Origin of the sequence: Salipaludibacillus neizhouensis (assembly GCF_002886185.1) — a bacterium.
GTDB lineage: Bacteria > Bacillota > Bacilli > Bacillales > Salisediminibacteriaceae > Salipaludibacillus > Salipaludibacillus neizhouensis.
The window spans coordinates 1,047,609-1,062,406 of record NZ_KZ614146.1 but is presented as its reverse complement, the minus strand read 5'-3'; the positions used below and the strand labels follow the sequence as shown (position 1 = coordinate 1,062,406).

The 14,798-nt window shown below is 36.5% G+C and carries 14 protein-coding genes, 2 pseudogenes and 1 riboswitch; of the genes and pseudogenes, 3 read left to right on the top strand and 13 right to left on the bottom strand.

What is annotated here, in order from left to right:
* Positions 1 to 54 precede the first annotated feature (54 nt).
* The 8 genes and pseudogenes from CEF18_RS05005 to CEF18_RS04970 all read right to left on the bottom strand — a co-directional run bounded on the left by CEF18_RS05005 (position 55) and on the right by CEF18_RS04970 (position 6,327).
* Entirely contained in the window at positions 55 to 1,458 is a 1,404-nt protein-coding gene (locus CEF18_RS05005; RefSeq protein ID WP_110935482.1) for a sucrose-specific PTS transporter subunit IIBC, read from the bottom strand.
* A gap of 152 nt (positions 1,459 to 1,610) precedes the next feature.
* Entirely contained in the window at positions 1,611 to 2,603 is a 993-nt protein-coding gene (locus tag CEF18_RS05000; RefSeq protein WP_110935481.1) for a LacI family DNA-binding transcriptional regulator, read from the bottom strand.
* A 110-nt stretch (positions 2,604 to 2,713) separates the two neighbouring features.
* Complete coding sequence (locus CEF18_RS04995; protein ID WP_110935480.1) at positions 2,714 to 3,691, bottom strand: hypothetical protein; 978 nt, start codon at positions 3,689 to 3,691, stop codon at positions 2,714 to 2,716.
* Positions 3,692 to 3,805: 114 nt separating this feature from the next.
* Positions 3,806 to 4,051 (bottom strand): hypothetical protein, encoded by a 246-nt coding sequence (locus CEF18_RS04990; protein WP_110935479.1) that lies wholly within the window; start codon positions 4,049 to 4,051, stop codon positions 3,806 to 3,808.
* A gap of 194 nt (positions 4,052 to 4,245) precedes the next feature.
* Entirely contained in the window at positions 4,246 to 4,938 is a 693-nt protein-coding gene (locus CEF18_RS04985; RefSeq protein WP_110935478.1) for an aspartate/glutamate racemase family protein, read from the bottom strand.
* A gap of 26 nt (positions 4,939 to 4,964) precedes the next feature.
* On the bottom strand, positions 4,965 to 5,279 hold the full coding sequence (locus tag CEF18_RS04980) for a hypothetical protein (protein ID WP_110935477.1): 315 nt from the start codon (positions 5,277 to 5,279) through the stop codon (positions 4,965 to 4,967).
* A 34-nt stretch (positions 5,280 to 5,313) separates the two neighbouring features.
* A pseudogene (locus tag CEF18_RS04975) lies at positions 5,314 to 6,066 on the bottom strand (AAA family ATPase).
* Positions 6,067 to 6,093: 27 nt separating this feature from the next.
* Entirely contained in the window at positions 6,094 to 6,327 is a 234-nt protein-coding gene (locus CEF18_RS04970; protein WP_110935476.1) for a hypothetical protein, read from the bottom strand.
* Between the two features lie 437 nt (positions 6,328 to 6,764).
* Here CEF18_RS04970 and CEF18_RS04965 point away from each other — a divergent pair, with 437 nt between their 5' ends.
* On the top strand, positions 6,765 to 6,962 hold the full coding sequence (locus CEF18_RS04965) for a hypothetical protein (protein WP_110935475.1): 198 nt from the start codon (positions 6,765 to 6,767) through the stop codon (positions 6,960 to 6,962).
* A gap of 182 nt (positions 6,963 to 7,144) precedes the next feature.
* Here the strand turns inward: CEF18_RS04965 and CEF18_RS04960 are convergent, their stop codons facing one another.
* The 4 genes and pseudogenes from CEF18_RS04960 to CEF18_RS04945 all read right to left on the bottom strand — a co-directional run bounded on the left by CEF18_RS04960 (position 7,145) and on the right by CEF18_RS04945 (position 11,938).
* On the bottom strand, positions 7,145 to 7,840 hold the full coding sequence (locus tag CEF18_RS04960; RefSeq protein ID WP_110935474.1) for an OmpA family protein: 696 nt from the start codon (positions 7,838 to 7,840) through the stop codon (positions 7,145 to 7,147).
* The gene (locus tag CEF18_RS04955) at positions 7,830 to 9,662 is read right to left on the bottom strand and encodes a MotA/TolQ/ExbB proton channel family protein (RefSeq protein ID WP_110935473.1); all 1,833 of its coding nucleotides are present in this window, start codon (positions 9,660 to 9,662) and stop codon (positions 7,830 to 7,832) included. The genes CEF18_RS04960 and CEF18_RS04955 overlap by 11 nt, the downstream gene beginning before the upstream one ends.
* Positions 9,663 to 9,871: 209 nt before the next feature.
* Positions 9,872 to 11,227, bottom strand: a complete 1,356-nt coding sequence (locus CEF18_RS04950; RefSeq protein WP_110935472.1) for a TrkH family potassium uptake protein — start codon at positions 11,225 to 11,227, stop codon at positions 9,872 to 9,874.
* Between the two features lie 42 nt (positions 11,228 to 11,269).
* A pseudogene (locus CEF18_RS04945) lies at positions 11,270 to 11,938 on the bottom strand (potassium channel family protein).
* Between the two features lie 64 nt (positions 11,939 to 12,002).
* Positions 12,003 to 12,157: riboswitch (cyclic di-AMP (ydaO/yuaA leader) on the bottom strand.
* 220 nt (positions 12,158 to 12,377) lie between these two features.
* Here CEF18_RS04945 and CEF18_RS04940 point away from each other — a divergent pair.
* Together CEF18_RS04940 and infC are read left to right on the top strand one after the other, a co-directional pair.
* The gene (locus tag CEF18_RS04940; RefSeq protein ID WP_110935471.1) at positions 12,378 to 13,415 is read left to right on the top strand and encodes an ion channel; all 1,038 of its coding nucleotides are present in this window, start codon (positions 12,378 to 12,380) and stop codon (positions 13,413 to 13,415) included.
* 195 nt (positions 13,416 to 13,610) lie between these two features.
* Positions 13,611 to 14,081 carry a translation initiation factor IF-3 gene (gene infC / locus CEF18_RS04935; protein ID WP_110935470.1) on the top strand — a complete coding sequence of 157 codons (471 nt, stop codon included), beginning with the start codon at positions 13,611 to 13,613 and terminating at the stop codon, positions 14,079 to 14,081.
* Positions 14,082 to 14,130: 49 nt separating this feature from the next.
* Here infC and CEF18_RS04930 read toward each other — a convergent pair whose 3' ends face one another.
* Positions 14,131 to 14,589, bottom strand: coding sequence for an ASCH domain-containing protein (locus tag CEF18_RS04930; protein WP_110935469.1), 459 nt, complete (start codon positions 14,587 to 14,589; stop codon positions 14,131 to 14,133).
* Positions 14,590 to 14,798 lie beyond the last annotated feature (209 nt).

Genomic DNA, 14,798 nt, shown 5'->3' with positions numbered 1-14,798 from the left:
GAAACTATTAAGTGGAATCAAGCCTTTGACAATGCTTGATTCCACCTGTTTTTTCTATTTGTTCTCTTTTACTTTATCTAAATCTGAATAACCGAATACCCATGTGAGGGAGAAAGCAACTCCTATTGCAATCAAGTTTACTAGAATGTACAAAAATAGTTGTTCATTCAAATAAAGTAGAGTTCCCGGTATAACTGTAATCGACATACCAGTTCCTTGAAGGTTCATGATGGAAGCGAAGAATCCACCGACTCCTCCTCCAATTAGCCCCATTATAAACGGCTTTCCATAACGAAGGTTCACACCGAATATCGCCGGTTCAGTAATACCTAGGAATGCTGACAAGGAAGAAGGAAGAGCTAAAGCTTTTAATTTTTTGGACTTTGTTTTTAGTCCTACTGCTAAAGCAGCACCACCCTGGGCCGCAACAGATGCTGTAATAATCGCATTGTAAGGGTTAAACCCTAACGATTCCAATAAACCTATTTCCATCATGTTAAAAACGTGGTGAACACCTGTAATAACAATAATTTGATTAGAAAACCCTATTAACAAACCGGCTATACCTAACGGCCAGTCAAGTACTGCTACAGTGGCTGATAGAATAATTTCTTCCACAGAATGCAAAACGGGACCTAATACGAAAAGCGCAAGAGAAATCATGATTAACAATGTTAGAAATGGCGTGACAATTAGATCCAACGATTCTGGAACTTTATTTCTAATCCACTTCTCCATTTTTGCCCCTACTAGCCCTGCGATAAAAGCAGGTAGAACAGAGCCTTGATACCCTAGAACAGGCAGCACTCCGAAAAACATTAACGGTTCTGCATCACCTGCTGCAACTGCCCAAGCATTAGGTAAAGCTGGACTTACGAGCATTAAACCCAAAACTAGTCCGATGACTGGACTCCCACCAAAAACCCGGAAAGCCGACCAGGCAACCAAAGCAGGTAAAAAGACAAATGCTGTATCTGTTAAAACTTCGGTAAATAAAAGAAAGTTATCCGAGATATCCTCCGGAGCCATTCCAAAAAAAGCTAGAACAGTTTCTTGCATAACCAGACCTCTTAATCCCATAAATAGACCGGTTGCTACTAATACCGGGATGATAGGTACAAAGACGTCTCCAAACGTGCGAATAATCCTTTGAAACAAGTTTCCTTGTTTTTTTACATCTGCTTTTTGTTCATCTCTGGATGATTCCGAGACACCTTGATCTACAACCTCGGCAAAAATTTTATTTACTGTTCCGGTACCGAAAATAACCTGGTATTGTCCAGAGTTATAAAACGCACCTTTCACTTTTTCAATATTCTCTACTTGTTCCTGATTAATTTTTTCTTTATCATTGACCATTATTCTTAGTCTCGTAGCACAATGTGCAACGGAACTAATATTAGATTCACCACCAACTGCTTCAATGAGTTCCTTAGCGATTTGAGAGTTTACTGACAACTTTAACTCCACCTTTCCATTTGTGTAATCGAATACATACAATAAATTTAACAATACTTTAAAAACAACCTTTTTAGTGTGGAATCGATTACACATAAACTAAAAAAATAAAGGCATTTAAGCTTTATTTTCATCTGTAATCGGTTACAGTGTTATCTTACACTATCTCTTTCTATTAGTCTATAGTTTAAAATTATTTCTTTGTTCTTATATTCCTTATCTTGAATTTTGTTTAATATTAATTGTGCTGCTTCCCGTCCTGCCTTTTCATTATTAAAATCCACAGTCGTTAAACCAGGTTCAACAAATTCAGCTAGTTCAGAAGCACCTATCCCAACAACAGCTATATCGTCTGGTATTTTGTACAGATGTTTTTTCAAGTATTTCATTGCTCCGATAGCTAATCTATCTGTTACCGCGAAAACTGCAGATGGTGTCGTTAAAGAGTTATTCATGATCGATTCCATGGATTCCTCACCAAATGTCATAGCAAATGAGCCCGTTTTTATCCAATTTTCATCGATGGAAAGAGAATGATCTTTCATCGTATCAAGGTAACCTTTTTTTCTGTCATAACCAACTGCAGTGTCTTTTTCATCTACACCAATAAAGGCAATTTTTTTATGGCCTTTTTTAATCAAGTAATTGGTCAGACCTTTTGCAACTTCGTAATTGTTATAACTAACATAAGATTCCCCTTTTAATTCTTGGCCGATTGCAACAAATGGAATGGTTAGGTCGTCCACTTCTTCCATTAATTCTTTACTCGTATTCGTTGCATTCAAAATGATTCCTTCCACCTGACGGCTTTTGAACAATTTTAAATATTTAATTTCATTTCGTAATTCTAAGTCACTGGAAGCAAGAATAATTTGGTACCCTTCTGGGGCTAATACTTCATTTATGCCATTGACAATTCTACTAGCAGTCTCCGTACTGATCCGAGGTAATATTACTCCGATTACTTTAGAGTGCTTTGTCCTTAATGCCTTCGCATGTTCACTCGGAACGTATTTATTTTCGTCGACAATTTTCATCACTTTTTGCCTTACTCCATCGCTTACATAACCCGAATTATTTATTACACGTGAAACTGTCGCACCAGATACATTAGCTAGTTTAGCAATTTCCTTAATAGTAATCATATAAACTCTCCTAAAAAATACTCGATTTAGAATGCAGGGGACTGTTCTCTGCTTCCAAAAGATGCATGAGAACTCAATCGTGTATCATATCAATTTATCCAAGACACTTGTCAATCTGCGCTAATTCCACTGGCCACATCTTTCTCCTCCAGCTCTGCAATTCTCTCTTCCACATCATCTTGATACTCTCCATAATGTGATCGTAACGTACTAAGAACCTTTTCTGTCTCATTATAGGTTCCTAACTTATTCGACATCCTTATAAACGCCCAAAAGTCGACCAGTCCTTCTTCACGAATGACGCCATTCCAAGGATCTTCACCATCACCAGCTTCAAGAATATCCTCGTAAGACATAAGTATTCCGGTGAAATCTACCCGCCATTCAAAGGGTGTTAAAGCAAATTCTTCCTCCAAAGCCTTTTCAAAATTATCTTCCATTGCGAAGTCGATCTCGGATTCAGTATTATCGACAGCCTCATCCAAATATCCGCTTAAAAGCTCTTCTATCGAAACTGGTGATGAAAATGGCTCGGGTAGCTGACCACTCATGACTCCCATTAGATCCTCGACATCATTCGCCTTATAATACTTATATTCTTCTGTTTCGTCATTCTCATCCACTTCATTTACGTCTTCATTCATCGTACCCAGATTTTGTTGAAGCTCGCCTAAGCCAAGCCCACTAAGCGGATTCAGTTGACTCATCAGAGAATCGATTCCAAGTCCTGAAGACACTCCTTCTAACATTAATCCACTTAAATCATCCTGACTTCCTTGAAGACCATTCAACATACCGCCAGTTGGATTCAGTTGGCCTGATTCCTGAACAGAAGTCGGCACATCGTTTCCTGCACTAAAGATATTCTGATCCTGAGCATTCGTTTGTCCTGAAGAACTCGAATTAAGGCTATTCTGTCCATTTATATTATTCCAGCGTTCATTTTGAATGTCACTCTCATACAATTCAAATTCGAAATCAAACTCACCCTCGTCAAAAAAATCACTCGCAGCTTTTACATTCGAGCTATACCCACTAAAAAAAATGACACCCAAAAAAATACCTAACGTTCCTATGTATTTGCGCACGAATGAATCCCTCTCTCTTTCGATTCTGATTGTTTGATTATAGCATAAATTAACATGTGAAATAACGAAAAATCAGGCCAAGAGCTTAAACCTCCTGGCCGTTAATAGTCCTTATTAATTTACTCCGTGGTCACTCGGACCACTACCCATTCCATTCCCTATATGACTTTTAGGCATAGGTTTTGAGTGAGTAGATTTGTTATCATAAGCTTCTTCTACCTTACTTCTTTTTTTCTTATTCGCTTCAACCCCATAAAACCTGTTACTGTTTAAACCAAAAACGTCGCGAATGACCATAATCAAGATTGGAGTGGACAATAGTGCAATGAAACCTAGGAATATCCACATACCTGTTGACATACAATATCACCAATCCTTTCTTTATTGAAAATAAGTCTTTCAAATCCATGTATGATTACTTCTTTTCTTTCAATGAGACAATTTTTATATACCTTTATTATAACATAATTGACAAAAATACCTTTGACTCCCAATTAAAAACACTTTCATCTCCATAGGCCGTCATACTCAGACACTTGTACTTTAGAATAGCTCTAATTTTCTAAAACCATCCTGACTGCTTCAACAGCATGAATATAGGTTGTATCAAATAGCTGAACGTCTACGTCTTCTGGTTTTACTAGTAAACCGATCTCCGTACAGCCTAATATAATTGCTTCTGCTCCATCCTCTACCAAACTATTTATCACTTTTTTAAAGTACTCTTTTGATGATGGCCTCAATTTGCCAACGCACAGTTCTTCAAAGATTACTTTGTTTATAAGGTCTCTATCCTGTTTTCCGGGCGTAAGCACTTTTATGTCATGAGACTCTAGTCGTGATGTGTAAAAATCTTGTTCCATTGTATACTTCGTTCCGAGTAATCCAACCCTATTAACTCTAGATTCTTGAATGTGCTGTGCTGTAGCATCTGCAATATGTAAAATAGGTACCTTCGTTTTACGGCTAATGTCTTCCACTACTTTGTGCATCGTGTTACTGCAAATAACAATGAAGTCAGCACCTGCTTTTTCTAATGACCGTGCAAGATCTCCTAATAGTTCTCCTGCTTTGTTCCATTCGTCATCCCTTTGATAACGCTCAATTTCTTCGAAGTCAACGCTATATAACAGACACTTTGCCGAATGAAGTCCCCCTAATTGCTTCCTCACTTCTTCATTTATTATTCGATAATATTCTACCGATGATTCCCAACTCATCCCACCTATAAGTCCAATCGCTTTCATGTTAGTTCCTCCTTTTTTGTCCAAATTTAATCCGAGTTTTTCGGTACGACTCCATTAGTTATTTGAAGTAATGCTATTTTCAGAAGACTTCTGCTTATATATAGTGTGATGCAAATTATAATTACTTGAATAAAAACTCTGCCAATATTATTTGGAGAAAATCCTGCGATCCAATTTCCAGGATATATTATGATGACACTCGCTACAAGGATTACAATAGTATAGGAAACTATTATACCTAAAATTTGAATTATTTTTAGTTCTTTCATTATTTTTCTGTTTTTCATAACTTTATAAATCATTACCGCAAAAAATATAAATATCATTAAATATTCATTCAAATTCGTACCTCCTATTTGAAGCTGGTACTTACATCTATTGGAAAAGATGATGCAATAACTGATCTTTATCTTCAAAAAACTGTCTCATAATAGAGTAATGATCCGTATCTTCCAACTTTACTTCTGTCATTCCCGATTCCGTAAGCTTCATAATTTTTGCATTCGGATGTGCCATAATCAGGGGTGAATGCGTAGATATGATAAATTGAGAGCCCTGTTCAAGAAGCTCGTTCATTCTTGCCAACATAGACAATTGTCTTATCGGAGACAAAGCTGCTTCTGGCTCATCCAAAATATATAATCCTTTTCCTTGAAAACGCTCCATAAATAATGCAAAAAATGATTCTCCGTGCGATTGTTCGTGTAACGATTTCCCCCATAAGAATCAATGAGTTTTCTGCCGCCGCATGGTTCTTTATCCAGATCCTCTATTTTTGTCGCTACATTATAAAACGTTTCCGCTCGGAAGAAAAAGTTATCCTTCGCTTTATTAACTCCTTTCACTAACCGAAGAAATTCATCTAAGTTAGAGTGGGAATCATAATTCGAAAAATAAATTTAACGATCCACCTTCTGGATTAAAGCCTAACGCAATCGCAATTCCTTCCAGCAGAGTTGACTTTCCCATACCGTTTTCCCCAATGATATATGTCACATTGGGATGTAAAGTCAACGTATGAAAGTTTCGTATTACTGACAGATTTAATGGAAAGTCTCGGTACGAAGATATAAGCTCCCTTTTTAAACTAACTTCTTTTATGTATTGTGTTTCTCTAGTGAGTTTCATCCAAACTAACCCTCCCTTAAAATCTGCTTACAAAACTTTGGATATCTTTTTATCTTTCATGTCTAATATAAACCCGACTGCAAAAGCTGATATCAATCCAGCCCAAAAAATTACACCGTTAGAAAAGACTCCGTTGTTGGAAATATAACTGTACATGTGATCAATAAATAATAGAATCAAAAACACATAAAAACCAACTATGCATCCTTTATCCCAGTTATTTGATTCCTTATCAGTCATTCGCTTAAAAAATAATCCCATACATTCACACTACCCTTCCAACCATTGCACATCATCACTTTATTGTGAGTTGGTATCTGTTGAAATAATATTAACATTAATTCCCTTTTTTTGTACCTAAAAAAGAAGATTATTCAGATTTTATAAGTAGCATAGGAATAGATTAATTTATTCCACTAATTTTGTATTTACAGCTGCAAAGAGGTGAAAGATCGACCTTCACAAGAAATCCGCCCACTCAGTTTCGCTAAAGAGCAAGTATCGTTACCTTCGCAACGCACTATTCATCGTAAATGTAACGTTAATAACCGTTTAGTTACACTTAGTTGTTTTAGCATTACGTGATTGGCTTTAATCAGATTTAATAAAAATAAAGGTAACAAAAACATAAATTTAACCTCATATTCATAAATTCCCTTTTTATTGCAAATTTTAGTATGGAAAAGGAGGGTTGAAACATGCCAAATATACTAGAATCAATCCAGCATGCATTTAATTCCATCGTTGATGACGAACCAAAACCACCATTAAACATCATCGAGGTATCTTATTCCTGGTTATACTACTCTATCGCAAAGAAATCCATTGCTTTTGAAGAAGGCGGACTAAATACTACACGGGATGATGAACTTAAAGGAATACTGAAAGTTGTCTAGATGGATGTCTTTTCGGAGAGTTTCTGGCAGAGGAAGAGACACGTTTGTACGAAGACGTTGAAGCATTGCCCGCGGAAAGCGTCAGCCTAGAGCGGATTCGCGCCTCTCTGATCAACGAAAAAAACAATTTTTAAAAAACCGATAATACTATAAATTATCTACAAAAAAGAAGGAACTAAAGTTCAGTTCCCTCCAAGCAGTCCTCTTGTTTGCTCCAATATCTCTTCATCTTTCAACCTGAATTTGAATTCTACTCTCCGCGAATCCTTTGCATTATAATTTCCTGCTTCATCTGTTCGCTCATCGGTATTCGACCTTCCATTTACGGTTAACTTGTCTATTAAAGGCTGTTGGACATCTTGTTCCGGAAATCTTTCACTCAGAATGTGTTCGGCCACACTGAATGCCCGTTCCTGTGAAAGCTCTAAATTGTACAAATAGCCACCTTCTCGATCAGCATGACCTTCCACGATGATTTCTGAAATGTATTCTTCATAACCACCCTCCAGTAACACCTCTAAATACGTTGGCACGAACTCATCTAAAAACGCAAACCCTTCTTGTTTTAAATTTGCCTCATCAAATTCATACAAAATATCGGTGTTAAAGATGAGCGCACCTGTATCCTCGTCAACCTCCACCCCTACCGTTGATTCGTCAAACTCCTCTTGTAAATCTTCAATTAAATTAACTCTGACCCCCATTATTTGGTCAATTGTTTTCTCCATCTCTTCTATTTGGAACGATTTTATGACCATCATAATAATAAAGATCAACACAAAACAAAGTAAAACTGCCGTTAATAAATCCGTGAATGATGGCCAAAAGTGTCCATCATCCTGGTCATTTTTTAAAAGCCGCTGGTATTTATTGATCATGGTTGCTTCCAACCTTTATGCGATTAAAATGTCTTACTTCCTCCGGTTTCACGGTACGAAGCTGACGATTCAATTCTTGAAATTCTTGATTCAGGTCATAAATCATTTGCTGGGATAAACGAATGTTTTTTTGTTGATTTTGATCGGTGATTTCACCAATCTGTTTGAATTCCTTTTTAATCGCGCCATTCATATCCATAACGTAATCACCAATATTTCTTCCTACCTTATCAAGCTTGTCGCCCAATGTTCCATCTAGCGAGGTCACATAGCGAGATAGCGTATCTTTAAGCACTTCAACACTGGAGTCAATTTGCTTTTCTCTTTGTGAAAACGAATCCGTTATTTCATGCATGGTGCGATTTATCTCGTTGATCAGTTGATTATTTTTGATGTTTATTTGTTCATAAGAGCTCGATGCATCACGTAATTGCCTTTCAAAGGCATTCGATTCAGCGGAATGTGCTTTTAAATGCTGATTAAATTCTTTATTGAATTCTTTTAAATCGTCAAATCGATCCGATATCAAATGCTTGTATTCTGATTGCGTTTTAGAAATGGTTTCTAGAGCTTCTGGTAATTGAACAATCGAGCTTCCAAGTCTATCAAAATCACTCGACATATCCTTTAAAGATGAATGTATCCCTGACAGTTTAGAACTAACATCTTCCCCAAAAACCCCTTTAAACTGCTTGTTGTTTTCCTTCATTAATTTTACTAAATCATCGCACTGTGCATTCATTCTCTTAAAAGCGCCATGTGAAGACTCTTGCCTTTCAGCCATCGAAGAGAGATACTCTTTCCAATCCTCCATGGAATCTTCAAACTGATGTAACGTTTTCACTTGAGAGGCCGTGAGTTCCTCGATTTTTTTAGAAGTATATTGAAATGCTTGTGACATTCGATCGTTTCGTTTATCCATTTTATCAAAATAGGTAAACAAGTCGTTAAAATGATCATTTAGCTTTGTTGCTGCTTTATCAAACCCACTCGTTACTATTTTCATGTTCGTGAAAAGAACGGTGAAATCCTGAATGTTATTGGACAGTCCCTCGTTAAACTTACTTAGATCCTCTGCAGCTTTCTGGAGTCCAATCGTATATTCCTGAAACCCTTTAAAGGATTTTTCAATGTTTTGCAACGATTCTTGGTTTGTCTCCCGAAGGTCAATAATAGAAGAATTTATCGTTTCCGACACTTCAATTAGCCGATCTATCGGGTTCTGTTCATTTCCCTCTAAATGAGACTCCATTTTCAACATAATATCTGTCAGCAAATATTCCGTATTCGCCACCCGAATGATGACGGTCATCACTAAGGATAAACCCATTCCGACAATACTCGTGTAAAATGCGACATCTATCCCGGCAAGTACGCTTGCCACATTTTCAACAAGCTGATCCCCCGTGGAATCAATACTTCCTAGCGACATCGTCAGTCCAATAAATGTTCCTAATACACCAACTAAAATAAAGACAGACACAGTCATTTGAATCATTTTCATAAGACTCACTACGGGAATATGAAACATCCGCCAACTGGAGAATTTCTGTTGCACAAATGTCTCCACTTTTACGGAATCCTCTTGTTGTTTTTTATCAAACTCCTCTTTAAATGTCCGTAACGGATCTACATCCACTGAATCCGTAGCTTCTAAAAAATGGCGTATTTTCTTTAGCCTGAAATACATCATGAAATGAACGAGAAACGCTAGTGCAAATGTTATAAATAACATCATAAAAATCAATTCTATCAGCTGATTTGATAACATGGTTTGCGCTTGCGGCTCACTCATCACTAATTCTAAAATTGCTTCTACCATTAGATTTCCCCCTCATAAAAAACATCCAAGCACTCCTTACTCCATGCTATTCAAAAGTGGGACAAATCATTCCAAACGGTTCAAGGGGACGGTTCTCTGCTTCCTTTCCTATGAATCTAGTCATTTGAACATAAAAAAAAGCGAAGACATCAAATAAGTCCTCGCTCTAGAATATAGGTCTTCACAAATACTATGATTAAAACGTCCCATTAACCAATGATTACTTTCTCTCGCGGGTAATGATATGGTTCGGACGTTGTTTTGCCACGAATTAAAAATAAGAAAGAAAAAATACCAATCCTTCCAACGAACATCAAAAACATGATAATTATTTTACCAGGTGTGCTAAGTTCCGGAGTAATCCCCATCGACAAACCTGTTGTTCCAAAGGCAGAAGTAACCTCATAGATAATAGCCATAAGTGGAAATGGTTCAATACTTGCTAATAGAATAATAGCGGAAAAGCAAATCATAATCGCAACCGAAATGACAACAAATGATTTTGTAATATCCTCAGGGTCAATTTCTCTGCGAAAAATCTTCACCGATTGTTTCCCCCTAGCAAAAGACAATATACCTAATATAGCGATAGCAAAAGTTGTTGTTCGTATTCCTCCCCCCACACTGCTCGGTGAGGCCCCTATGAACATTAATGCACTTTGCACCATTTGTGTAGATTCAGTAAATTCACTGACATCCATCGTAGCTAATCCACCATTTCTCGTAGTGACAGATTGAAACAAGGCATAAAAAAGCGATTCATGCCACGTTTTATCAACAAAAAAATGATCTTTATCAAAATAATAGATTAATAACGTTCCTAGAATCGCTAATGCAAAGAATGATACTGTTGTGATCTTCGCAAACAATGAAAATCGAAACTTACCATTCTCTTTTTTGTGATAAAACATATCTTTCAATTCTAACAATACAGGAAAACCGATGGCTCCAAAAATCAACAAAAAGAGATTTACCGTTTGAACAAAATAATCATTTGCAAATGGAACCAGTGATTCCCCTGTAATATCAAACCCTGCATTTGTAGCAGCACTAACTGATCCGAAAAATCCTTGGAGGAATGCCTCTTGCCAAGTTGGGAAATAATTTAAGAAATAAACCCCAAGGAGAATAGTACCAATTGCTTCTATGATTAAAAACAACTTCAAAATTTGTAACATCAGTGCAACTAAACCCGAGAATGTATCCCTATTATGATCTGTCATAATAAGTTGTCTTTCCCTGAAACCAATTTTCCTTTTGAAAACCACCCAAATAAATGTACCTAAAGTCATAATACCGAGTCCACCAAATTGGAGAATAAATGCTAGAATAAACACACCTGGAGTACTAAAGGTCTCAGCAGTGGAAACTACAGTCAGACCAGTCACACTTACTGCGCTAATAGCTGTAAATAAAGCATCAATAACCGACCATTCTACCCCAGGCTTTAAGGCGATTGGTAAGCTTATTAGTATCGTTGATAGAAAAACTGTAGCAAAATAAAAGATCACGATCATCTGTACAGATGATAATTTAATTGATTGAGCTTTTTGGTGTTTCCTCATAAATATCCCTCTCGTTGCTGTCATTATATTGCCAATGTAGAACTACATGGCCTTTACTTCAAATCTTTTTATTTCATTTTTATGACCTATGACAATTAGTAGTTCTCCCTTCGTTAGTTGGTAATCCGGTTCAGGTGACACATTGATGTCTCCTTCATTTTTTATGGCTAAAATGGTTATACCATAATTCGCTCTAATATCTAATTCTGCTAGAGTGTTTCCGTCAAGCTTTGATGTAGCTACTAATTCTACAATGCTGTAATCCTCCGATAATTCAATAAAATCAATGACATTCTCATCAGAATAATGCTGGGCAATTCTTTTTCCCATATCTTTTTCTGGATGAACAATATTATCTGCACCGATTTTTTCTAAAACTTTATGGTGATATATATTTTTTGCTTTGACGCAAATGTTTTTTATTCCTAATTTTTTTAGTAAAAGAGTGGTTAAAATACTTGATTGAATATCATCTCCAATCGCTACAAATACTGTTTAAAAGTTTCGAACACCTAATGACCGAAGTGTAGCTTCGTCCGTTGAATCGGCGACCAGCGTGTGAGTAGCAATCTTTGAGAATTCTCTTACCTTGTTTTCATCTTTATCCAGAGCGAGTACTTCATTTCCTTGCGCGATTAGTTCTTCACATATACTTCCACCGAAGCGCCCAAGTCCGATGACAACAAACTGTTTTTTCTTATGCTTGCCCATCAATTCCATCTCCTTTTACACACAAAAAAAGACCATTCTTAAAGAAGGGTCGTTTCCATAGACCTTTCCCTCTTATTATACGCTTACGAAGTTAACTGTCGGGTTAGTGACTGAGAGTATCCCTTCTACTAAGATTCACCCCAAGATAAATACTATTCATATTTATCAAAAAATTGGTTCCTCCGTTTTGCACTAAAACAAATTCAGCGGTTAAAGGTTGATATTAAATGATTATAAACGTAATTTACTCCTTTAAAATAAAAATGTCAACGAATTATTTTGAGGACTTATTTTTCTTTCCTTGCTCCTAGAATTTTGTACAAAAAAACGATCACTATTCTCACTAGTTTCAATCCGTCCTAAAAAAAAGCTTTTAAGAGTTACCATCATATTTCAGGATAATAGTGGTAATGCTTTTAATGATGGAGGATATGATGACATGTTAATGATATTTGAATTAATGCAGATAGCAGTTAAGACAAAAAAGTTACCTATTATAGTTATAACCATCGTTTTTATCACATTAAGTTCTTTTGTTGTTCATTGGTTAGAACCAGATATGTTTGTAACTCCATTTATTGGATTCTGGTATGTGATGACGACTGTTACGACAACCGGTTACGGTGATTTCGTTCCGGAAACAACAATCGGTAAACTATACGGATTATTTTTATACATATTTGGAATCGGTTTAATTGGTATTGTCATTGGTAAAATTGTTGAGGGATATGGGATGTTTCAAACACTAAAGGAGGAAGGTAAATTGCGATTTAGGGGCAAGGGTCATTACGTAATCATCGGTTGGTCAAATAAAGCAAAACATACGATGAATGAAATAATTGAAATTGGCGAAGATGTAAAAATTGTATTAATCGATTCTCTTCCTAGTACCCCCATTGAAAGTGTTAACCTTTTTTATATCCAAGGAGATCCAACCGACAAGCAGACTTTAGAACAAGCTAACGTCCAGGAGGCACATGCCGTTTTAATTTTCACAGAGGAAAATGAAATTGATCCAGTTTCAGCTGATGGTAAATCGCTCATTATTGTTTCCTCTGTTGAGGGATATGCTGTGGATTTAGGGATAGATATATATACCATCGTAGAAATATTAAAAGAAAAACACATTCCTAATTTTAAACATGCAAATGTCGATGAATTTGTTATCGCTGACGAGGCTCTTTCAGATTTAATGGCTAAGTCTGCTGTACACAAAGGTTCTAGTAAAATAGTGATGAAACTGCTAAGTAGAAAAAGTGGTGTCGATATATGGAAACTTTTCAATCGGGGTCTTTGGAAAACATATAATGACGCATTTGAAGAACTAAAATCATTAGAGGCTAACTTTATCTCTGACCAATATGATTTTCAAATATTAAAAAAACTGAATGAACCGCTGCCAGATGACGCAGAGCTATATGTTATTTGCAGTAAAGATACCTATCAAAACATAACCCGCAAATTTAAGCTAGATTGAGGTACTTAATAAGGAAAACGAAAGTTTTTAGAAGCAGCCGCGATTCCCTTCCCTATTAAGTGAGCTCTTTTAATAAGAATAAATTACATTTCATTTTTAAGATTGTTCCTCCATATTATTCAGAATAACGAGATGACTTATGATACCGTAGTATAATAATTATATTACATTCATCTAAATAACGGAGGGTATCGTATGATCAAAAATAATAAAATTAAGACCGAGGAAGTTCATCTGACCGGCTTGGACGGAGAAGATTTAGGCATCGTTCAAACTTCTGAGGCACTGGCCATAGCAAAAGAAAACAAGGTGGATTTGGTATGTACGTCCATGCTATCTAATCCTCCCCCATGCACATTAATCGCTTCTGGGAAGGCCAAACAAGAAAAACAAAAGGCCAACAAAAAAGCACGTAAGCCTAAAGTGAAGGAAATTCGTCTGACACCCGTTATTGAGGAGCATGATCTTGAAACCAAAATAAGACGGGCTGAACAAATTCTCCAGTCTGGTGATTCCGTCTATTTAGTAGTGAAAGGCAACGAAAGTGGAAAGTCGAAAGAGATGCTGGAGAGTTTACTACAAGAGTTAAGTCATTTAGGAACAAAAAAGACAGGTGTTCAAACGAGTGGGAAACAGACTGCTGTGCAAGTGGACCCTGTTGAATAAAGTGCTATTTAAAATGCGTGATTCCACAGTAAAAAGAATCCCTTTGATTTTATTTCTTGAATATTAAACTAAATTTTTCACAGACAACTAGCATGTTCTCTTGAAACTCTTGTCTAATATTTTTGAATTCTTTAGTAAAAAAAGTTTTGTGGACATCTCGCCAATACTTTAGGGTACGATCACCTTCTCCTTCCAAAAAGGCAAATTCCGGCGTAACTTCGTCGAATGGGACAACTTCTACCGATGTCGTTTCTACGATAGCTACGGCCTTTCCTTCGCCATCAAGAATGATATTATGCAGACCAACATGCGGTAGTGGTTCGTCATCTAACTTATATAGCACGTAGTTAGAAGCAGTCGCTGTTTTCGTCCCTTCTAAAACCAGCTTGGCTAATTCATCAGCCATTTCCTTGGAATCACCGAATGCCCAAGCTTCATATTTCTTTGGTGTGTCTGGGTTCGTTTTTAAATAGTCTTCCCACAACTTATCTGCGGAATCATTTCTCATATATATTCACCAACTTTTTAATATAATGCAAACTCTACCATTACCTTGATTATATATACCGCATATTTGATATTCAAATGAAAAAAAGTTTATGATAAGATTGTGAAAGGGTTTTCAACGTAAATTAGTATTCTAGACTGTTGCTCATACTTCTAACAATTCCTAACCAAGATTTGCTTTTTTGAAATTCCCTGTCCCTCCCCTAGTAA

Bases quoted from the DNA above. Each gene is read 5' to 3' on its own strand.
- CEF18_RS05000 (WP_110935481.1), bottom strand. From the start codon at position 2,603: ATGATTACTATTAAGGAAATTGCTAAACTAGCTAATGTATCTGGTGCG.
- CEF18_RS04990 (WP_110935479.1), bottom strand. From the start codon at position 4,051: ATGTCAACAGGTATGTGGATATTCCTAGGTTTCATTGCACTATTGTCC.
- CEF18_RS04985 (WP_110935478.1), bottom strand. From the start codon at position 4,938: ATGAAAGCGATTGGACTTATAGGTGGGATGAGTTGGGAATCATCGGTA.
- CEF18_RS04970 (WP_110935476.1), bottom strand. From the start codon at position 6,327: ATGGGATTATTTTTTAAGCGAATGACTGATAAGGAATCAAATAACTGG.
- CEF18_RS04965 (WP_110935475.1), top strand. From the start codon at position 6,765: ATGCCAAATATACTAGAATCAATCCAGCATGCATTTAATTCCATCGTT.
- CEF18_RS04960 (WP_110935474.1), bottom strand. From the start codon at position 7,840: ATGATCAATAAATACCAGCGGCTTTTAAAAAATGACCAGGATGATGGA.
- CEF18_RS04955 (WP_110935473.1), bottom strand. From the start codon at position 9,662: ATGGTAGAAGCAATTTTAGAATTAGTGATGAGTGAGCCGCAAGCGCAA.
- CEF18_RS04950 (WP_110935472.1), bottom strand. From the start codon at position 11,227: ATGAGGAAACACCAAAAAGCTCAATCAATTAAATTATCATCTGTACAG.
- CEF18_RS04940 (WP_110935471.1), top strand. From the start codon at position 12,378: ATGTTAATGATATTTGAATTAATGCAGATAGCAGTTAAGACAAAAAAG.
- infC (WP_110935470.1), top strand. From the start codon at position 13,611: ATGATCAAAAATAATAAAATTAAGACCGAGGAAGTTCATCTGACCGGC.
- CEF18_RS04930 (WP_110935469.1), bottom strand. From the start codon at position 14,589: ATGAGAAATGATTCCGCAGATAAGTTGTGGGAAGACTATTTAAAAACG.